Below are 20,333 nucleotides of genomic sequence, written 5' to 3' on the forward strand. Positions count from 1 at the left end.
TTCGATCTGCCTGCTTTCTGTGAGGCGATTGCTCTGGCCACGGGGCCGCGCCAGGTGCCGCGGGAAAATCCGGGCGCGACCCGTTATCGACGCCGGCGGGCGTTGAGCCGGGCGGCCTGACGGGTCAGGTAATCGCGCTCGGCGAGGTTGGGTGCCTTGTGGGCCGCCTCGGCGTACAGCTGTGCCGCCGTCGCCAGGTCGCCGTCGCGCTCGTGGAGGTACGCCGCCACCGCGGCGTGGCGGGGCAGTGAGTCGTTCAGCGCCGCGAGCGCCGTCAGCCCGGCGCGCGGTCCGTCGGCCTCACCGACGGCCACTGCGCGGTTGAGCCGGACGACCGGGTTGTCGGTCAGGCGCGCGAGCTCGTCGTACCACTCGACGATCTGCACCCAGTCGGTCTCCTCGGCGGTGGGTGCGTCGGCGTGGAGTGCCGCGATGGCGGCCTGGGCCTGGAACTCGCCCAGCCGGTCGCGGGCAAGGGCCGCCTGCAGGATCTCGACGCCCTCGGCGATCGACTCGGTGTCCCACCGGCCGCGGTCCTGTTCGGCGAGCGGCACCAGGCTGCCGTCGGGCGCGGTCCGGGTGGCGCGCCGGGCGTGGTGGAGCAGCATGAGGGCGAGCAGTCCCGCCACCTCGGGGTGGTCGATCGCGGCCGCGAGCTGCCGGGTGAGCCGGATGGACTCGGCGGCGAGGTCGACGTCGCCGGAGTAGCCCTCGTTGAAGACCAGGTAGAGGACGCGCAGCACGGTGGCGACATCGCCGGGCTGGTCGAACCGCACGCCTGAGACGGTGCGCTTGGCACGGCTGATGCGCTGCGCCATGGTCGCCTCGGGCACCAGGTAGGCCTGGGCGATCTGGCGGGTGGTCAGCCCGCCGACGGCGCGCAGCGTGAGCGCGACCGCGGACGACGGCGTCAGCGACGGGTGGGCGCACAGGAAGTAGAGCCGGAGCGTGTCGTCCACCGCGGGCACGGGCCCGGGCGCCGGCTCCTCGTCGACGAGGTCCTCACGCCGGCGGCGGGCGACGTCCGCCCGGGTCGCGTCGAGGAACCGGCGCCAGGCCACGGTGACCAGCCAGCCCTTCGGGTCCCGCGGTGGGTCGGCCGGCCAGACGCGGACCGCCTCGACCAGCGCATCCTGCGCGGCATCCTCGGCCGCCGCGAAGTCGGCACCGCGGCGGACGAGGATCCCGAGCACGCTCGGCATGAGGCTCCGGAGCAGGGCCTCGTTCATCGATGAGGTCACTCCGTGATGGTGGGCGGACAGGCCAGGAACGGGCGCACCTCAAGCCACTCGTGGATCGGCTTCCCGCCCGCCCCAGGGGCGGCCGACAGGTCCCCGGCCAGCTCGACGGCGCGCTCGTAGCTGTCGACGTCGATCACCATCCAGCCGGCGATGAGGTCCTTGGTCTCGGCGAACGGGCCGTCGGTGACCGGCGGGCGGCCCTCGCCGTCGTACCGGACGAACGTCCCCTCGGGGGCGAGCGCCTGACCGTCGACGAACTCGCCGGTCTCCTCGAGCCGGGCCGCGAAGTCGCGCATGTACTGCATGTGCGCCGAGATCTCCTCCGGCGTCCACTGGTCCATCGGCACGTTGTTGACCGCAGCCGGAGCGCCGCGGTAGTGCTTGAGCAGCAAGTACTTGGCCATCGTGTTTCTCCTCGGTGCTGTGCGACCCATTCTGGTCGCGTTCACCGCTGGGACGGAGCCAGTCACCGCTTCTCGACATCACCCTCCGATTTTTTTGGCACTCGTGGACGAGCCTGGATGAGCCGTCCCGTGGTGTCCGGGTCCACGACGTGGTGCGAGGGCGAGACGGTACGAGGCCTCGGTCGGCCGAAGGAGCCGCCCCGGGCCGATCTACAAAGAGCCGTTTTTCCGGCACAGGTGTCGGTAAGACGGTGATGTGTACGGGTCTATCGTCGAAGGATGACTGTGTACGGAAACTTCCCCGGCTCCCGCCCCCGGCGACTGCGGACGACCCCGGCGATGCGACGCATGGTCGCCGAGACACGGCTCGACCCGGCGAACCTGATCCTGCCCGCGTTCGTACGCGAGGGCATCACGGCGCCCGTCGCCATCTCGGCCATGCCCGGTGTCCAGCAGCACACCCTGGACACCCTCCGGAAGGCCGCGGTCGACGCGGTCTCGGCCGGGGTCTCCGGGATCATGCTCTTCGGTGTCCCGGCGGACGAGAAGAAGGACGCCCGGGGGACGGCGGGTACCGATCCGAACGGCATTCTTCAGGTCGGTCTGCGCGCGGTGCGTGAAGAAGTCGGTGACGACCTCGTTGTCATGTCGGACCTGTGTCTGGACGAGTACACGGACCACGGTCACTGCGGCGTCCTGACCGCCGACGGCCGCGTCGACAACGACGCGACGCTGGAGCGGTACGCCGAGATGGCCCAGGTCCAGGCGGATGCGGGCGCCCATGTGGTCGGCCCCAGCGGCATGATGGACGGCCAGGTCGGCGTCATCCGTGACGCGCTCGACCAGACGGGCCACGAGGACGTCTCGATCCTCGCCTACACGGCGAAGTACTCGTCGGCGTTCTACGGGCCGTTCCGTGAGGCGGTCGGCTCCTCGCTCAAGGGCGACCGCAAGACGTACCAGCAGGACCCGGCGAACGCCCGCGAGTCCCTGCGCGAGCTGGCGCTCGACCTCGAAGAGGGCGCCGACATGGTCATGGTCAAGCCGGCCGGACCGTACCTGGACATCCTCGCGAAGGTCGCGGACTCGGTGGACGTGCCGGTCGCCGCGTACCAGATCAGCGGCGAGTACGCGATGATCGAGGCCGCCGCCGAGAAGGGCTGGATCGACCGCGACGCGGCGATCATGGAGAGCCTGACCGGGATCCGGCGCGCGGGTGCGCAGATGATCCTGACGTACTGGGCGACGGAGGTCGCGCAGCGACTGGGGCGGCGCTGAGCGGAGGCGAAGCAGGCGTTGGGCGCGGGTCGTCCTCGGCGTCGGTGACTGCCTTTGAGCGATCGCTGTCCTGAGTGATCGCTGCCGGTCCAGTGAGTCCCCGTCTGTCCCGATGCCGGGACGGGCGGGGACTCTTTTTAGTTCAAGCCCTTGACGGTCATCCGATGTATTTATAGCTTGCGGCGCGGTGATCCCCGTACAACTCGCAGAAGTTGGGCATAGACATTGGATGCCTGGCTTTCATGGAAGCCAACACGACGTGACCGTCGATGAGGAGTGCCCGTGCGCACTGTTCCAGGTTCGAGTTCCAGCCGCCCGACCCCGCCCCCGGTGCTGACTGCGCTCGTGGCAGCGGCGACGGGGGCCGGGCTGGCCGTCCTGCCCGTCGTCCCCGCCTCCGCCCACGACAAGGGCGCGAAACCGGTCGTCCTCCACGTGTCGGCCACCGGCAGTGACCGCGCCAACGGCTCGGCCGCCCGGCCGTTCCGGACACTGGAGCGGGCCCAGAAGGCCGTCCGTACGGCGTTGCACCAGGGGGTGGCGCAGCGAAGACCGGTCGACGTCGTGGTGCACGGTGGTACGTACCGGCTGCGGTCCGCCCTGAAGTTCACCACGGCCGACTCCGGTACGGCCGGGGCTCCGGTCCGGTACCTCGCGGCGCCCGGTGAGCGTGTCGTCATCAGCGGCGGCCGTTCGCTCGCGCCCCGCTGGAGGTCCTTCTCCGGTTCGATCAAGGTCGCGGACATCGGAGCCGGCCTCGACTTCGACGGGCTCTTCGTCGACGGGCAGCGGCAGACGCTGGCCCGCTACCCCGACTACGACCCGGACACGGCGATTCTCGGCGGGTACGCGCCGGACGCCATCTCCCCCGAGCGTGTGGCCCGTTGGAAGAATCCGACGACGGCACTCGTGCGCGGTCTGCACGACGGGATGTGGGGCGGGAACTCCTTCAAGGTCACCGGTGTGAAGGCGGACGGCACGCCCGAGCTGGCCTGGGTCGGTGACAACAACCGGGGTAGCGGACTGCACGCCACGTACCGCATGGTCGAGAACGTCTTCGAGGAGCTCGACGCGCCCGGCGAATGGTTCTACGACAAGCCCGCCGGGAAGCTGTACTTCTATCCCCCGGCAGGGGTCGACCCCGCACGGGCCCAGGTCGACACGGCCGAGCAGAACGAGCTGGTCCGGGTGGAGGGCAACGGGCCGGGCGACGCCGTCCGCGACCTGACCTTCTCCGGGTTCACCTTCGCCCGGACCCACCGCACCCTGTTCAACCAGCCGTACGAGAAGCTCCAGCTCGGTGACTGGGCTCTGGCGCGGGTGGCCGCCGTCCATCTGAAGAACACCGAGAACGTCTCCGTACGCGACTCACACTTCGACCAGCTCGGCGGCAACGCCCTCCTGATCGACGGGTACAACAGCCACGGCGTCGTCTCGGGCAACGAGTTCAGCCACTCGGGGGCCTCCGACGTCGCGGTCATCGGCAACCCGGACGCGGTCCGCGAGCCGTCCACCTGGGACAGCATGCGCAGGACCATCAGCGACATCCGGCCCGGACCGAAAAGCGAGAACTACCCGCGCGACATCGCCATCCGCGACAACTACCTGCACGACAACGGACAGTTCGAGAAGCAGACCTCCGGTGTGCAGATATCGATGAGCCGCCGCGTCACCGTCGACGGCAACACCATCCACGACGGTCCCCGCGCCTGCGTCGATATCAACGACGGCACCTGGGGAGGTCACCTCATCGAGAACAACGACATCTTCAACTGCGTCAAGGAGACGTCCGACCACGGCCCCTTCAACTCCTGGGGCCGGGACCGCTTCTGGCCGCTGTCCGCCGACGACGCCACGAAGAAGTCGTACGCGAAGCTGGACGCGATGGAGACCACCGTCATCCGGCACAACCGGATCCGGCACTCGTCGCACTGGGACATCGACCTCGACGACGGCAGCTCGAACTACCTCATCGAGGACAACGTGCTGCTCAACGGCGGGGTCAAGCTTCGCGAAGGCTTCTACCGGACCGTACGCAACAACGTCTTCGTCAACGGCGGCGCGCATTTCCACGTCTGGTTCGCGGACAGCGGCGACACCGTCGAGAAGAACGTCTTCGTCACCGACACCCCCTACAGCCTGATCCAGGTCGACATGGCCAGGAGCAGGCCCGTCATCAACGACAACCTGTTCTGGAACAACGGCAAAGCCGTCCAGGGCCTCAGCGACACCTGGCGGGCGAACGGGCTGGACACCCGCTCGGTGATCGCCGACCCGAAGTTCACCGGCGCTTCCCCGTTCGCCGATCCGGCCAAGCTCGACTACACCGTCCAGCCCGACTCGCCCGCCCTGGCCCTCGGCTTCCACAACATTGCGATGGGCGGCTTCGGCAAGGCCGGATCCCCCACTCCGCCGCCGCTCACCTGGTCCACGGAGGCACCTGACACCGACACCCTCGACGCCCTTCCGGAACCGCTGCTGGGCGTGCCGGTCACCCGGATCTACTCCGACACGATCAAGTCCGCCACGGGGCTGACCGACACCAACGGTCTGCACTTCGCTTCCGTGCCGAGCACCTCGGAGGCGTACCGGCAGGGGCTCCGCACCAATGACGTCATCCGGGAGATCGACGGCCGGCCGGTCACCGACCGCAACAGCTTCTGGCTCGCGTACAACCAGACCGCTCCCGGGGCCGATGTCGTGCTGAAGGTCTGGCGCAATCAGGCGTCCGTCGAGGTGACCCTGCGCAAGCCCACCGGGGTTCAGCAGATCAACAACACCTCCGGCGTCGTCTACACCGGCACCGGCTGGGACTGGAAGAACAGACACCGGGGCGGCGCGGGCGGCTGGGTCGACGACGTGCACGCCACCCAGAACAAGGGGGACTCCTTCGAGCTCGCCTTCAACGGGACCGCGATCGATCTCCTCACCCAGGTCAACACCGACGAGGGCGAGGTCGAGCTCTTCATCGACGGCCGGTCCGTGGGCACGATCGACAACCACAACGCCACGCGCGTGCACCAGAAGACCGTCTTCAGCGCGACCGGGCTCGCTCCCGGTGTGCACACCATCAAGGGCGTGATGAAGACGGGCGACTACATGATCGTCGACAGTTTCAGGGTTCAGTAGCGGGCACCGTCCGCACGGTCTTTCGTCCGGATCACGCGAGCCCGGCGTGATCCGGACGAGAGGCCCTGTGGGTGGCAGCGGGCTCCCGAAGAATCAGGGCCAGTCGACCAGGGCCATGAACGTCACCCACGCGAAGAACACGGTTCCGGGTGCGGACACGGCGAGGACGACACCGGCCGGAGGCTTGCGACGGCAGAACACCCAGCTCGCCACCAGTACGACGAGTGCCAGAACCAGACCGCAGCAGAGAGCGGTCCAGGCAGGACCGAAGCTGCTGTCGAACCGGTCGGAATCAGCCTGCGAGCAGGAGTCGCAGGTCATCGGCGACATCCCGCCGAAAACCAGGGCGAAGAGCGCGAGCGGGAGCGTCACGATCGTGGAGATCAGCGACGCGATCCAGGCACGCTGGGGACGGGCGTTCATGACGTCTTCGGGCATGCACAGGAGTCAACTCCGCTTCAGGGAAGGTCGCATGAGTTGTCGTACTCAGTCCCTTGACGTCCTGCTCAGTCCCACCAGAACGACCAGGTCTCCTGGTTCAGCACCATCTTCTCGGCGTAGACGTCCAGGTCGTACGGCGGGCTCTGCTCGATGTTGTCCGGGCAGAACGCGAAGTGTTCGACGGCAAGCGCCCGTGCTTCCGCGAGTGTGGTGGGCGGTCGCCCGACCGAGACGGTCAGGGTGTCGAAGCCCAGCACCACGACCCGTATGCCGAAGCGGTCCTCCCAGGAGCGGAGCACCGCGCAGAGGCGTGCCACGTCGTCCTCGTAGTTGACCGGTCCCGACCAGCCGATCGCTGCCGGTATGTCCGCACTGCGGCGGGCCGGGACGAGCGCCGCCCGCGAGCCGGGGTACCAGCCGTCCGGACCGGTGCACTCGTCCGCGATCTCGGCCGCCAGATCGTCGGGGGAAACCCGCTCCTCGGCGGCCGGGACGGGTGCCAGACCCGGCCATTCCTCTTCGTCGGCGTCGAGTTCGTCGGGCGCGCAGTCGTCCCAGTACTCGCCGAGTACCTCCTCGGCGTCGTGGTCACCGGGGTACGACGTGCTGTCCGGGTCCAGATCCCAGGTGTCGGGCCACTGGCCGCGCCTGCCGCCGTCGATCAGCACGGGAAGCAGTCCCATTGCCCGCCCGGCCGCGCGCAGAGCGTCCCACGTCCCCGAGGACGCGGGCTCGTCGGCCACCCAGAGCAGCGGTTCGTGCCAGGGGCCGTCGATTGTGGCGTCCACCAGCGATCCGGACGGGAGTTGAAGCCCTGGTCTCGCCAGGGACGGGAGCGGGTTCGGGAGCGTTGCCATGGCCGCGACTCTAGTGCTGTGACCATAGGTTCACCGTGTCCGGGATCCTTCCAACCGCCTCTGCGGGGGCGGGTTCAGTGCTGCGATCATCATGACGCGGGCGGAAGGCGCGGCGGAGGGGGAGCAGGATGATTTCTGAGCCGGAGATGGCGGGGGAGTTCGGTGCGGTTGAAACCCGCGAGGTGATGGGCGACTTCGACCGGGTGTTCGTTGGGGAACGTCGGCCCGGAAAGCCGTGGTTGTGGGCGCTGGGCGGGATGGTCATGGCGTCGGCTCTCTGGGCGGCGGCGCTGTTCCTGTATGGATTGGGCGATCGGAAACCGGACATGCATGGGTACCGGCTGGACCAAAACCCTTGCCCGTCTCTACAGCTGAAGTCGATCGGCGCGGCGATTGAACCGAGAGAGTCCACCACCAAGTTCGAATCAGGGGAGCTGTTGAACCATGCTGCCCTCGACCAGGTCCAGTGCTTCATTCCTCTTCGGTCTCGGGCCAGGGCGGAGCGGCCCGGGAACGGCTGGTCCATCGACTACACCGTCGGGATCACGGTGGCACTGCACAAGAAGACCGACCCCGGCGCCGAATTCGAGGCGCTGCAACGGGTGACTGAATTCGGCGTTGATCCTGAAGCGAAGCTGGAGACGGTTCCGGACCTTGGCGACAAGGCGTATCTGCTGACCCGGGACGACGGTAACTCGGAGCTGCGGGTGCTGGAGGGCGGAGCCGTCCTCTCGCTGCGTCTCTCCGCCTTCACGCAGTACCAGAGCGACGAATACAGCGAAGCCGTGGCCGGTAATGGGCCGGACATCCCTGACCTGTCCCCGTACCAATCGGCCATGATCAGCGACATGCGTGACCTGATGTCAAGCCTCAAGCAGTGAGCTTGAGATTCAACCTCTGCGAACAGCTGCTCCGGCGGGGCGCCGCAAGCCCGCCAGGGCTGAGGAGCTACCGCTCGATGCGCCCCGTACCCCCAGAGCGTCAAGTGCTGTTGACCTCGCGTGGAGGAGCCGAGCAGTGGTAGGGAACGAGTACGGATCGGTATCTGAGGCACGCAGTCGACTGCTCCCGCCCCGTCGTAACCGGAACTACCCCCGCGCGATCAGAACACCCAACTGATGGCCCGTGCTCCGGACCCGCGCTGGCCGGGACACAGTCGAGCCCGGCCGCTGGGTCCTCAATCAGACCAAGAGGCAGAAGAGCAGCCGAGGGGCCGGGAAGCCCGCGCTCAAGACGGCACAGGCCATGCCACCGCCTGGGCAAGCATCGCCTCAACAGCGGCTCCCCTGAGGGATGTAGCGGCGGAAGCCCTCTGCCAGGGCTTTGAAACCCCATGCTTCGTAGAAGGTGTGGACATACTCGTCATCCGCCGCCAGCAACTGGACCTTGTAGCAGCCAGCCGACTCACCCAGTTGAACGGCAGACTCCATCAGGCAACGGCCGACACCCCGCCGCTGGAAGGAGCTGGCCACCACGACGTTCTCCACGAACAGGATGGCCCGGCCACTGCGTGTGAGGTTCGGCAAGACGATGCAATCTGCTGTTCCGGCCACAGTGCTGTCAGCTTCAGCCACCAGGATCGTCCGTCCCTGCTGCCTTGATATGGCTGCCCAGATGGCATCTGCGGACGCCTGTGGCAACGGCGTGTCGTCCGGATTCAACTCGCTGTAGAGAGTCAGCAACGCTGACAGGTCCGCCTCAGCCGCTGACCGCACATTGATCTTCATGCGCTGAGCCTAGAACGGGCACAGCCACGCAGATCGCAGCAGTTGCTCGCAAAGCAAAAGCAAGGAGTGCCGTTCGGCACCCCGGCGTGACGTCGAGGGCGAGGAAAGCGGAGGGACTAGTTTCAGGGAGGAATGAGAAGGAAGTCCGTCCATGGCCTCGCCGGGGCCAACGCTAGCAGTCAGCCGGGGATCAGGGCGCGCAGATTTTCCGGGGTGACGATCAGGGAGTCCGGATGCAGTCCGTCCGGGCGTTCCAGGCCGATGTAGGTGACGGGGCCGTCCGGGATCGTCGTGCCGTCCCACAGTGTGATGGCCGTGGCGCGGTCGGCCATCAGGTCGGTGAGGTGGCGCACCGTGAGGTAGTCGCGCTCGACGATGCCGCGCAGCAGCGCAGCGACCGACACCCGGTTCTCCTCGACCCGGTTGGCGTTCGGGTTGCCCCGGAGGTACAGGTGGAGCCACTTGGCGCGCCAGCGGCCGTCGCTGCCGAGCAGGAACGCCAACGGCAGCGCGACCCGGCCCGGCCCGCGCAGCTCCGACTTCATGCGCACGGTGCGCGGCTCGAAGGGGAGGCCCCGCTGCTCGGCATCGCGCAGCATGAAGCCGAAGAACGACTCCTCGACCGTTTCGAAGCCCTCCCCCGAGAAGATGTTGACCTGCGGGACGATGAAGGTGCCGCGTACGGCGTTCAGGCGCAGGTTGATGAACTCCCAGGCGCCGAGGGGTGCCTCCGTGATGTCACCGGAGTGCTCGCCCTCGACCTCGGTGAGGGCGGTGTACGACAGCCAGCAGACGGTCGCGTACTCGGCGTCGAGCATCAGGGCCGACAGGTCGTAGTCGGTGTCGTCGCTCTTCTGCTTCCAGTAGACGAAGAAGCGCAGCAGTTCACCGTCGACGGGGGAGAGGGAGCCGCGGGGCAGCACTCCCAGGCCGGCTGCCGTCGCCTTTCCGCTGAGCGGGAGCGCGACATCGAGGATGTCGGGGTCGATGAACAGGTGCCCCGGCTGCGGGAGGCGGCGGCGCGTGTCGGCGTCCAGGACGTCGATGAGGCGCTTGCACTCGGGCGGCAGCAAGGGGGGACGGTTGTCGGCGGTGGCCCAGGCGCCGCCGCGGCGGTTGACGAAGACGCGGCGCTCGCCGGCCTCCCGGGCACGGTTGTGCAGGTGCTCGCGCACGGACAGCAGGACCCGGCCGGAGACCTGCGGGGCGACCTGCTCGGCAGCGGCCACGACAGCATCGCGCTCGTCCTGGGTGAGGCTCTCGCGCAGCAGGCGGTCCAGGGAGCGGAACAGCTTGCCCGGGGCGGTCTTCAGCAGCTGCGTCGCCCCGGTGACGTCGTTCGAGCGGAGCAGTTCCTCGATGTGGCTGTCGAAGGACCGGGCTTCCTTCTCGCCCCGGGCGACGGCGAACACATCAGCGGCGTGCGGCCATCGCGGGTACTCGTGCGGGTGGAGGCGCTCGCCGAGGCGCTTGAAAGCCTCGCGGTGCGCGGCGACGTCGGCGAGCTTGGCGGGGGTGGCCGCGACCACTGAGTCGAGGCCGGCGAGCAGGGCGCGGCGGACCGGTCGGGGCAGCGACCGAAAGCGGGTCGGCTCCACGAGAGCCACGTCGCCGTCCGAGAGTGCGCAGGCCAGACGGAGTACGTCGGTGACGGTGTCCAGAAGGAGGTCCCGGCCGGCATGCAGGCGGGCGACGTTGATGACGGCGCGGCTCTCCCGTACCGGGATCGCCTCGGGCTGGGGGCTGTCGACGCAGTGCTCGGCGAGCGAGCGAAGGTCGCGCAGGTCCTCTTCGCCGAGCGGAGTGGTGCTGCCCGCCAGGGCCAGGTACAGGGCGGTGACCTCGTCGTCCGGAGAGCCGCCAAGGTGCACGACGGTCGTGCGGTCGCCTGCGGCTGCGATCAGCTCGTCGTGAGCGGCCAGCATCTCGGCGTACGTGTGCTGGTAGTTGCCGTACGACGGGAGGGTCAGCAGGTCGACCACACCGGTGCGGAGCTGTGCGAGTGTGCCGTTGCGCGACGTGTCGTCGGCGAGCGCCTCGGCGATGCACCGCATCCAGAAGTCGAACGCGTCCGGCACGTTGGCCGGGAAGTCGATGAAGTAGACGTTGTGCTGGACGTGGTTACCGGCCATCTCACGGACGGTGTCCAGCGTGCGCGCGGCGGTGGCGACAACCGTTTCCTCGGACAGTTCCGACAGACGCTCCAGCAGGGCTGCCGAGAGCTTGAAGCCCACGGACATCAGTGCAGCGTCGAACTGCCGCGCCGCGACGCCTCCCTGCCCGGCAGGTCCGGACGGGGCAGGCAAGCGGTGGGTGTGCCGGATGACCAGGGGCTCGAGAGGGTGGGCCATCCGGGCATGGTTCCAGAACCACGCGGGGCGACGCATGCGGGTTTTCGAACGCGGGGTGCACCGACCGGAAGGCCGAACCCCTCGCCTACTGGGGCTGCTGCTCGGGCGCGGTGTATTCGACGGCTTCCCGGACATCCGCGTCCGGGTCCTGGGCGAGGCGGTGGAGGAGTTCCGCGACGCCCGGTGTCGACCAGTTGGCGACGGCCTCGACGAGAGCCACCCGGACCTGCGGGTCCGGGTGGTCGGCGAGGTGGGTCAGCTGATCGACCGGACCGCGTCGGCGCAGGCCGAACCAGTTGAGTGTTTCGGTGAGTTGTGATGCGTCGCCCGGGTTTCCCGCTGCGGCGATCCGGCGCAGGAGGACCGGGGTTGCGGGCGCCGGGCCGTCGAGGGGGTGCGGCCGGCGTCGGCGCAGGCGCTGTGATCCGTATTCGCCGCGCACCCTGCAACCCATGCAGGTGCAGGGCGTCCTGCCGTTGGAGTCGGGGAAGTAGCGCCAGCCGGTGACCTGCTTGACGGCGCGGAGGCGGTGCACTTCCCGCTTGGTGACCGCGCGGGGGACGAACACTTCCCAGCCGCGTGGGTCGTCCAGGGCGGCTGTGCGGCGGACGGCCTCGGCGGCCGTGGTGACTGCGGGACGGTTGTTGTAGCGGCCCACGGTGACGGGTTCGTCGTCGGGCAGCCGTATGTGTACGGCGACGAGACCGCGCGGGCCGCCGTGCCGGGCCAGTTCGCGCAGCCACTGGTGGGTGAGGGTGTACGAGGGGAGGACGGGGAAGCAGTAGAGGCCCCGTGAGCCGTCGTGGCCGTGGTTGGTGGCCCGTATCCCGGAACGGCGGATGCGTGCCGCGTTCGCTGTGGGTGTCAGGTGCACGAACATCGCCATGCGGCCGATGCTAACGGTGGGCGGGCCTGCCAGGGTGTCTGCGGCGGTTCAGCCAGGCGGCCGCGAGTGCCTGAACGTACGCGTTCCCCTGCCCGCGGGGCGGGCAGGGGAACGCGCGTCCGCAGCCGGTCATGTAGCGGTCGGTACCGCCTCGCGTGCCGCCGGTGCCTGGGGCCGTCCCTCGGCCTGTGTCCTGCCGAGCCGGCGCAGGCGTGCCGTGCAGACGATGCCGATCGCCGAGATCACCATCAGCATTACGGCCGGCGGCCAGTAGTGGCCGCCCGCGGCCGCCGCGAGGGAGACGGCGGCCAGCGGTGCGAGGCCGCCGAAGACCATGTTGCAGATCTGGTAGGAGAGGGAGATGCCGGTGTAGCGGACGTGCGGGGCGAAGCCCTCGACAAGGATCGAGGCGATCGGACCGTACAGCGCGGACATCACCAGGCGCATGGCCAGCATCATCAGCCAGATGAGGAAGACGCTGCCGGTGCCCAGCACCATGAACTGCGGCAGGGCCAGGACGACGACGCCCACGAGCCCGGCGATGACGACCTTGTGCGGTCCGACCCGGTCGGCGAGCCACGACAGCCAGGGCGTGACGAGGAGTTCCAGGAAGGCCGCCAGGGTGAGGCCGTTGAGCAGCATCGACTCCGACAGATGGAGGTCGCCGGTGCCGTACGAGAGCAGGAAGCTGGTGACGACGTAGTAGCCGCCGGTCGCGGTGGCCAGCGCGAAGACGCCGATGAGAACCGTCCGCCAGGCCTTCTGGAAGACCTCCACGACGGGCAGCTTGGCCGCCCCGTCCTCCTTCGCCTCCTTTTCCTTGCGCACCTCCTCCATGACCGGGGACTCCTCCAGCTTGACCCGGACGACCAGTCCCACGATCACCAGTACGGCGGAGGCCAGGAACGGCACGCGCCAGCCCCAGCTCATGAACGCTTCGTCACCGAAGAGGTTCATCAGGCTGAAGGCGCCGGTCGAAAGCAACGCGCCGACAGAAGAGCCGAGTTGGGCGAACGAGCCGAAGAAGGAGGCCTTGCCGCGCGGGGCGTTCTCCACGGCGATCAGTACCGCGCCGCCCCACTCCCCGCCGATCGCGATGCCCTGGACCAGGCGCAGCACGATCAGCAGGATCGGGGCGAGGGCGCCGACCTGGGCGTATGTGGGCAGCAGGCCGATGGCGAAGGACGCGACGCCCATCATCACCAAGGTGATGACCAGGGTCTTCTTGCGCCCGACGCGGTCACCGATGTGCCCGAAGACGATGCCGCCGAGTGGGCGCAGCAGAAAACCCACGGCGAACGTCGCGAAGGCGGACAGGGTCCTGAGGTACGGCGACATGTCCGGTGGGAAGAACACGTCGTTGAAGACGATCGCCGCGGCGGTGGCGAACGCGTAGAAGTCGTACCACTCGATGGAGGTGCCTGCCAGCGCCGCGACGGCGGCTCTGTACGGGCTCTGCCCGGTGGTGGATTGCGGGGACGGGGACACGGGGGCCTCCGGGGGACGGGAGGAGCGGCGGAAGGGGAGAGCGGGGAGGGGGAGCGGGGGAGCCGAGGGGAATGGTGCGGTGGGTCAGCGGCCGGGGGCTGCCCAGGCGCGGGTGCCGCCGATCCAGGTCTCGCGTACGCCGATGGAGGCGAGTTCGGCGGGGTCGGTGGTGAGCGGGTCGCCGGCCAGGACGACGAAGTCGGCGAGCATGCCGGGGGCCAGGGCGCCGACGGCGTGATCGCGGTGCAGGGCGCGGGCGGCCGAGGCGGTGTGTGCGTGCAGCCCGTCCGCCACGGGCATCCGCAGCGATGCGTCGCCGAGGACGGTGCCGAGTACGGTGCGCCGGGTCGCGGCGGCGGAGACGGCCTCCAGCGGGGCGGGCGGGGCGACGGGCGCGTCCGAGCTGAAGACGACGGGGACGCCCGCCGCCAGGCAGGTGCCTGCCGGGTTGTAGCGGTGGCCGAGGTCGCCGACGGCGGTCAGGGTGCCGTCGCCGGTGCGCAGGTGGTGCTGGGGCTGCATGACCGGGATGACGCCCAACTGGCCCATTCGGGCGATCTGTTCGTCGGTGGGCAGCCCGGAGTGCTCGATCCGGTGGCGCATGTCGGGGCGCTCCCGGCCGGCCTGCGCCTTCTCGATGGCGTCGAGGACCATGCCGATGGCGTACGGGGACTGGGCGTGCGTGGCGGTCTGGAGTCCGGCGCGGTGGGCGCGGGCGACGATCTCGGCGTACTCCTCCGACGAGTGGTACAGCTGCCCGTGGTGGCAGCAGTCGGCGGCGTACCCCTCGGGGAAGTACGCGGTCCAGCCGCCGAGTGTCCCGTCGGCGTAGAACTTGACGCCCTGGACGCGGAACAGGTCGTCACCGAAGCCGTTCACGACACCGAGTTCGAGCGCGGTGTCCAGGAGGGCGGAGGTGAGGTAGGCGGAGACGCGCATGCGCAGGGAGCCGTCGGCGCGGGCGCGCAGGTACGTCTCCATCTCGCGGCGGGACGCCTGGGCGTCGCCGACCGTGGTGACTCCGGCGGCGAGGAAGACATCCTGGGCGCGCTGGAGGTGGTCGGCCATGATGGCGTCGGGCTCGGAGAGGTGGAAGTTCGGCCCATGGTTGCCGATCTTCACGCCGCCGGGGCCGGTGAGCAGGTCGCAGGCGGCGTCCCAGAGTTGGCCGTCGGGCTCGCCGGAGGTGAAGCGGCCGATGCTGCCGCCCTCGGGGTCGGGGGTGCCCGCGGTGACTCCGCAGGTGCGCAGGGTGTGGGAGTTGACGACGCCGCCGTGGCCGGAGGCGTTCATCACGTACACCTCGCGGTCGGTGGCGACGCGGTCCAGGTCGTGGCAGGTGGGGTGGCGGCGCTCGGCGAGCCGGCGGTGCTCGTAGCCGAAGCCGCGCACCGGGACCCCGGCGGGCAGTTCGCGGGCGGCGTCGGTGAGAACGGCGACGAGCGTCTCGATGTCGGGTACGCGTTCGGGGCGGCAGTCGACCCAGGCGAGTGCCTGCCCGTACATCACCGGGTGGCAGTGGGCGTCGACGAATCCGGGGTGGACGAGGCCGCCGTCGAGGTCGAGGACGTCGTCGGCGCGGCCGCCGAGCGCTGCGCGGGCGTCTGCGGCGGTGCCGACGTGGACGACCCGGCCGCCGCGGACGGCCAGCGCCTCGGCGCGTACGGAGGTGCCGGGCGCGGCGACGGCCGCGCCGGTCACCAGGAGCGTGCGGTCGGCGTCGTCGAGGGGGTGGTGCATGAGGGGGCCTGCTTTCGACCGGGGGACGTCCATGAGGAGCCGTACGTGCGGGGAGTCCGCAACGGCTGATTCGTTCGCATGGACGATATGCAACGGACGATGCCTTGCCTAGACCCTTCACTTGCAAATTTTTCGGAATGTGATGGCGGGTCTAGCTTCCGTATCGTCCGGCGCGGCCGCAGGGGGAGGGGCTTCTCGTCAGGACGGGTGGGTGGTGAGGTCGTAGCGCTCCTTGATCAGTTCCAGATGGATCCAGCTCTCCACCGCCCGTACGCCCGTACAGGCCCGCATGCCCTCCAGCGTGTCGCGCACCGCCGCGAGCGACTCCGCGCTGATCGTTCCGACGAGCTCCGCGCGCCCCACGCAGGCGGAGAGGAACGAGACCCGGTCCCAGGCCGCCAGGTGTCGGGCGACCGGGTCCCGCTCGCCGTCCAGCCGCACGGCGAACCCGCACAGGAAGCCCAGCCCCAGCAGCTCCGGGCGCACCAGTGCGAGCACTTTGGCGACGCCGCCGTCGAGGAGGCGCAGCGTGCGGGCGCGGGCGGCGCCGGGTGAGAGGCCCACGCGCTCGGCGAGTTCCGCGAAGGGTAGCCGCCCGTCGCGCTCCAGCTCGTCCAGGATCAGCCGGTCCGTCTCGTCCAGTTCAGGCACCTCGGGCCGGCCTGCCAGCAGATACGGATCCTTGAGATGTTCCAGGGAGATCAGTGGATCCACCACGTCCACACCCTTCAGGGAGCGGATGGACTCCACGGCCCGGTCCAGCTCGGCCAGTCCCTTGGTGCGCAGCTCCGCCATGATGGCGCGGCTGCCCGCGGTGAGCGTGACGAACGGTGCCTGCGGCATGGCGGCGATCGCGCGGGCCACCGGCTCGGCCGGGCCGCTCACGCCGATCGACAGGTGGGCCGATGCGGTCAGCTCCCGTACGGCGGGATGCACGACGGCCACCACCCGCACGCCACCACCCGCGAGCAGCCGCTGCACCCGGGCGCGGGTGGCGGGCCGGGAGAGGCCGACGCGCTGCGCCAGCGTCTCGTACGTCAGGCGGCCGTCCGTCTGCAGTTCGCGGACGACGGCCAGATCGGTGTGGTCCAGATCCACCTGAGCGGTTCCCCTCGGCTCGACAGCCCGGGGCGGGTGCGCCCGGGGCGGGGTCCATTCTCGACCACCGGGATACGGGGGCCGGACCCGGACAGCGTGCACCGCTGACGATCGCATCACCATCGCTGGACAATTCTGTCGAATGAAACGTAGGTTCGGCGCGAGCGTGGCGAACGAATCATCTTCGTGTGGCGCTCTGAGGATCTTGAGGAGGATGGGATGAGTCGGCCCCTGGTGGTGTTCACGGACCCCGAGGAACTCGACGTCGGTCCGGGCGTACGACTGCTGACCGACGCAGGATTCGACACACGTGTCGTCGGCAGCCGGGACCCGGACGCCATCGCCGCCGCCGCGCGTGACGCCGTCGCGCTGATCGTCGGCTACGCGCCCGTGGACGCCGCGCTGCTCGACCGCCTCCCCGGTGTCGGGATGCTGGCCACCATGTCCGCCGGGTACGACATGATCGACACGGCGCAGGCGCGGCGACGTGGGCTGTGGGTGAGTAACCTTCCGCACGCCGCGACCGAGGACGTCGCCGTGCACGCGCTCGCCAGCGCGCTCAGCCTGGTGCGCGCGCTGCCGCAGGCCGACGCCACCGTGCGCGGCGGCGGCTGGAACACCGAATTTGCCGCGCTGCCGCGCAGGGCGGGGGAGCTGACGCTCGGACTGCTGGGATTCGGACGCATCGCGCGGGTCCTGGCCCGCATCGCGGCCCCCGTCTTCGGCCGGGTCGCCGCGTACGACCCGCACGCCGACGCGGCCGGGTGGCCCGACGGCGTCGAGCGGCTCGGCCTGGACGAACTGGTCGCCGCCTCCGACGTGCTCTCCCTGCACACACCGCTGACTCCGCAGACCCGCGGCATGGTCGACGCGGTGCTGCTCGCCCGGATGCGGCCCGGGGCCTTTCTTGTGAACGTCGCCCGCGGCGAACTCGTCGAGGCAGCTGCCCTGCTGGCCGCCCTGGACAGCGGACGGCTCGGTGCGGCGGCGCTGGACGTGTTCCCGGTCGAACCCCCGCCGCTCGACGACCCGCTGCGCAGCCACCCGCGCATCCAGCTGTCCCCGCACAGCGCCTATTTGTCCGACGCGTCGCAGCGGGCGTACGTGTGCGCACCCGCCGAGAACGTCATTGCCTGGCACCGCACCGGGCGACCCCTCACCCCCGTGGTCGACCCGACCCTCGAAGGAGCCCCTTCATGACCGACGTGCAGACCGCCGACGCAGCCGCCGACGCATCCGTCGACCAGGAGACGCGGCTGCGGCGTGAACTCGCCGCCGTATACCGGCTCGTGGCGCACTTCCGGATGACCGACCTGATCTTCACGCACATCTCGCTGCGGATTCCGGGGCCCGATCACCACTTCCTCATCAACCCCTACGGTCTCCTCTTCGAGGAGATCACCGCCTCCAACCTCGTCAAGATCGATCTGGCGGGCAACCCGGTCGAGCCCACCCCCTATCCGGTCAACCCCGCAGGCTTCGTCATCCACAGCGCCGTCCACGCCGCTCGCGAGGATGCCCACTGCGTGCTGCACACCCACACCAAGGCCGGCTGCGCCGTGGCCGCGCAGCGCGACGGGCTGCTGCCGCTCAACCAGATGTCGATGGAGTTCTACAACCGCGTCGGCTACCACGACTACGAGGGCGTCGCCCTCAACCTCGACGAGCAGAAGCGCCTGGTCGACGACATGGGCAGCCACCCGGCGCTGATCCTGCGCAACCACGGCCTGCTGACGGTGGGAGAGAGTGCCGCCCAGGCATTCCTGCGCATGTACTACCTGGAGAAGGCGTGCGAGATCCAGGTCACCGCCCAGGCGGGCGGCGGACCGCTGATCGTCCCCTCCCCCGAGACCTGCGAGTACACCGCCCGCCAGCTCGCGGGCGAGGCGGACGCGGACTTCCAGGACGACGGGGCGTACGACCTGGCCTGGGCGGCGATGCTGCGTCTGCTGGACCGGGTGGCGCCGGACTACCGGGACTGATCTGGAGGATGCGGCGGATCAGGGGCATCCGGGGTGGCAGGGGCCGTGGCCGATGGCGGGGCTGCTCCCGGTGGCGTGAGTCAGAGCTTCTTGCCGCACAGGATGCGGTCGCTCCTGGCCGGGTCGGAGTCGAACATCGGGTCCTCGGTGAATACGGCGTCGGCTTTGTACTCGCACGGGTCGTCGAAGCCGAATGCGAACCCGTCCTGAACGATTTTTATGATCTTGTGGGTTGCGCCGTTCTTCTTGCCCTTGGTCCGGCAGGCGGCCTCCGTGATCGCGTCGCCCTTCTTTGGGCCGCTGTGCACGCAGTCGCCGAGCTCGATCCTGGGGCCGCCGCCCCCGCCGGGCTCGCCGGGGTGCGGAGGCTTCAGGTTGCGCATGCATGCGTAGCCGTCACCTGCCACCTGTGTGCCCTCCAAGGCGGTGAGACTGATCGACGCATCGATCGCGAAGTCCGTGTAGTCCGAGCAAGTGGTGCCCGACAACGGCTCGGCGTTGCCGGTGCTCACCCGGTCGGTCACCCGTGCGACGGCCTCGGGGTCGCCGCACGGGACCTCGCGGTAGACGTCCGTCCGGCCGGGTTCGGGGGCAGCGCACTCGTTGATGGCAAGGAACTTGGTGCCGTAGGACGGGTTCACTCTCGGGGTGGGCGAGGCGGTGGGGCTGCCGGACTCCTTGTCCGACGCGCGGTACCCCGTCGCCCGGCCGCAGCCGTTGATCAGTACCAGCGATACGGCCGCAATGGCTGCCGCTGCCCGTATGGCCGAGGTGGTTGGTCTGCCACCCTTGTCTGTCCGCACGTCGCCCCCTACAGGTTTCGATCTCAGATCCTACGACCTACTGCCTTTGGGGGGCGGTGAGTTGTCGGTTCGACGAGTGCGGAATCAGTAGGTGAGGGCGTCGGCCATGTCGCTCTGCCAGTAGGTGACGAAGCCCTGATCGTCCACGTAGGTGTCGGCCGGGAGCGTCAGCTCGGCCGGGGCGGTGTCCGTGGAGCCCGAGGGATTCTTGGCGGAGAAGTACACCGAGAGATGGGTGGCCTTGTACTGGTTCTTCAGGTCCGTGCCACCGGTCAGCCCGATGGCGGCGTACGCGGACTGGCCCGGGGCGAGCGTGACCACGGCCTGTGGCTTGCTGTCGTCGAGGATCCGGAAGACGGACTGCGCGTCGTCGAACCGGAGTTTGGGCGCGTGGTACGCGTTGCAGGCGCGGGAGCCCCTGTTGGTCATGGTGAGCAGCAGGTGGTTGATGGGGCGGCTCACCTTGCTGACGGTGACCTTGGTGTTCTCGCCGATGCAGGTGACGGGGGAGCTGTTGCCGGTGCCCTTGTTGCCGGTGTTCCTCTTCTGGCCGTCCGTGCCGGAGGTGGAGCCCTTGGAGTGGGCCGCCGTGTTGTCGGCAGGGGCGTCGGACGTGCTGTCCGTGTCCTTGGCGTCCTTGCCCGAGTCCGGCGCGGCGGCGGCCGGGGACTGCTGGTCGACGATGCTCCCTGCCGGAGCCGCCGCTCCCGCCTTTCCGTTGTCACCGCCGTTGTTGTCGCTGCACGCGGTGAGCGAGAGGGCGGCCAGGAGGGCGGTCGCGGCGAGGGCGGTGGTGCGGATGCTGCGCATGGTGGTGGTACTCCCCGTGTGTGTTGGTGAGGCTGTTCAGTCAGTGCCGGCAGATCAGAACCATGAGGATCGCGGTCGACACGATCACTGCGACGATC

17 protein-coding genes are annotated in these 20,333 nt (G+C 69.4%); 5 read left to right on the forward strand and 12 right to left on the reverse strand.

Annotated features, from left to right (window positions below; translation table 11 throughout):
* Positions 1 to 83: 83 nt before the first annotated feature.
* Positions 84 to 1,229, reverse strand: coding sequence for an RNA polymerase sigma factor (locus tag ACNPQM_RS01990; RefSeq protein ID WP_418082824.1), 1,146 nt, complete (start codon positions 1,227 to 1,229; stop codon positions 84 to 86).
* 8 nt (positions 1,230 to 1,237) lie between these two features.
* On the reverse strand, positions 1,238 to 1,645 hold the full coding sequence (locus tag ACNPQM_RS01995; protein WP_358858403.1) for a YciI family protein: 408 nt from the start codon (positions 1,643 to 1,645) through the stop codon (positions 1,238 to 1,240).
* Positions 1,646 to 1,924: 279 nt separating this feature from the next.
* On the opposite strand from ACNPQM_RS01995, the gene hemB reads away from it, so the two are divergent.
* Positions 1,925 to 2,923, forward strand: coding sequence for a porphobilinogen synthase (gene hemB, locus ACNPQM_RS02000; protein ID WP_358858402.1), 999 nt, complete (start codon positions 1,925 to 1,927; stop codon positions 2,921 to 2,923).
* A gap of 282 nt (positions 2,924 to 3,205) precedes the next feature.
* On the forward strand, positions 3,206 to 6,052 hold the full coding sequence (locus ACNPQM_RS02005) for a right-handed parallel beta-helix repeat-containing protein (RefSeq protein WP_418082612.1): 2,847 nt from the start codon (positions 3,206 to 3,208) through the stop codon (positions 6,050 to 6,052).
* Positions 6,053 to 6,145: 93 nt separating this feature from the next.
* Here the strand turns inward: ACNPQM_RS02005 and ACNPQM_RS02010 are convergent, their stop codons facing one another.
* On the reverse strand, positions 6,146 to 6,490 hold the full coding sequence (locus ACNPQM_RS02010) for a DUF983 domain-containing protein (RefSeq protein ID WP_358858400.1): 345 nt from the start codon (positions 6,488 to 6,490) through the stop codon (positions 6,146 to 6,148).
* Positions 6,491 to 6,558: 68 nt separating this feature from the next.
* Positions 6,559 to 7,350, reverse strand: a complete 792-nt coding sequence (locus ACNPQM_RS02015) for a DUF4253 domain-containing protein (protein ID WP_418082614.1) — start codon at positions 7,348 to 7,350, stop codon at positions 6,559 to 6,561.
* A 128-nt stretch (positions 7,351 to 7,478) separates the two neighbouring features.
* Between ACNPQM_RS02015 and ACNPQM_RS02020 the strand changes: the two genes are divergently transcribed.
* Positions 7,479 to 8,231, forward strand: a complete 753-nt coding sequence (locus ACNPQM_RS02020) for a hypothetical protein (protein ID WP_418082615.1) — start codon at positions 7,479 to 7,481, stop codon at positions 8,229 to 8,231.
* A gap of 390 nt (positions 8,232 to 8,621) precedes the next feature.
* Here the strand turns inward: ACNPQM_RS02020 and ACNPQM_RS02025 are convergent, their stop codons facing one another.
* From ACNPQM_RS02025 to ACNPQM_RS02050, 6 genes are all read right to left on the reverse strand, one after another.
* Positions 8,622 to 9,077 (reverse strand): GNAT family N-acetyltransferase, encoded by a 456-nt coding sequence (locus tag ACNPQM_RS02025; RefSeq protein WP_418082617.1) that lies wholly within the window; start codon positions 9,075 to 9,077, stop codon positions 8,622 to 8,624.
* A gap of 179 nt (positions 9,078 to 9,256) precedes the next feature.
* The gene (locus tag ACNPQM_RS02030; protein WP_418082618.1) at positions 9,257 to 11,428 is read right to left on the reverse strand and encodes a hypothetical protein; all 2,172 of its coding nucleotides are present in this window, start codon (positions 11,426 to 11,428) and stop codon (positions 9,257 to 9,259) included.
* An 85-nt stretch (positions 11,429 to 11,513) separates the two neighbouring features.
* On the reverse strand, positions 11,514 to 12,314 hold the full coding sequence (locus ACNPQM_RS02035) for a HEAT repeat domain-containing protein (protein WP_418082619.1): 801 nt from the start codon (positions 12,312 to 12,314) through the stop codon (positions 11,514 to 11,516).
* A gap of 129 nt (positions 12,315 to 12,443) precedes the next feature.
* Positions 12,444 to 13,802 (reverse strand): MFS transporter, encoded by a 1,359-nt coding sequence (locus ACNPQM_RS02040; RefSeq protein ID WP_418082620.1) that lies wholly within the window; start codon positions 13,800 to 13,802, stop codon positions 12,444 to 12,446.
* 84 nt (positions 13,803 to 13,886) lie between these two features.
* Complete coding sequence (locus ACNPQM_RS02045) at positions 13,887 to 15,542, reverse strand: amidohydrolase (protein ID WP_418082621.1); 1,656 nt, start codon at positions 15,540 to 15,542, stop codon at positions 13,887 to 13,889.
* A gap of 198 nt (positions 15,543 to 15,740) precedes the next feature.
* The gene (locus ACNPQM_RS02050) at positions 15,741 to 16,640 is read right to left on the reverse strand and encodes an Lrp/AsnC family transcriptional regulator (protein WP_418082622.1); all 900 of its coding nucleotides are present in this window, start codon (positions 16,638 to 16,640) and stop codon (positions 15,741 to 15,743) included.
* Positions 16,641 to 16,859: 219 nt separating this feature from the next.
* Between ACNPQM_RS02050 and ACNPQM_RS02055 the strand changes: the two genes are divergently transcribed.
* Positions 16,860 to 17,840: a C-terminal binding protein gene (locus ACNPQM_RS02055; RefSeq protein ID WP_418082623.1), complete on the forward strand. Its 981-nt coding sequence runs from the start codon at positions 16,860 to 16,862 to the stop codon at positions 17,838 to 17,840.
* A complete protein-coding gene (locus ACNPQM_RS02060) occupies positions 17,837 to 18,622 on the forward strand; it encodes a class II aldolase/adducin family protein (RefSeq protein WP_418082624.1) in 786 nt (261 codons plus the stop codon). The genes ACNPQM_RS02055 and ACNPQM_RS02060 overlap by 4 nt, the downstream gene beginning before the upstream one ends.
* 80 nt (positions 18,623 to 18,702) lie before the next feature.
* Here ACNPQM_RS02060 and ACNPQM_RS02065 read toward each other — a convergent pair whose 3' ends face one another.
* Together ACNPQM_RS02065 and ACNPQM_RS02070 are read right to left on the reverse strand one after the other, a co-directional pair.
* A complete protein-coding gene (locus ACNPQM_RS02065) occupies positions 18,703 to 19,425 on the reverse strand; it encodes a hypothetical protein (RefSeq protein WP_418082625.1) in 723 nt (240 codons plus the stop codon).
* Positions 19,426 to 19,509: 84 nt separating this feature from the next.
* Positions 19,510 to 20,235, reverse strand: coding sequence for a DUF4232 domain-containing protein (locus ACNPQM_RS02070; RefSeq protein WP_418082626.1), 726 nt, complete (start codon positions 20,233 to 20,235; stop codon positions 19,510 to 19,512).
* Positions 20,236 to 20,333: the final 98 nt, after the last annotated feature.

Source organism: Streptomyces sp. NPDC056231 (assembly GCF_048270745.1).
GTDB lineage: Bacteria > Actinomycetota > Actinomycetes > Streptomycetales > Streptomycetaceae > Streptomyces.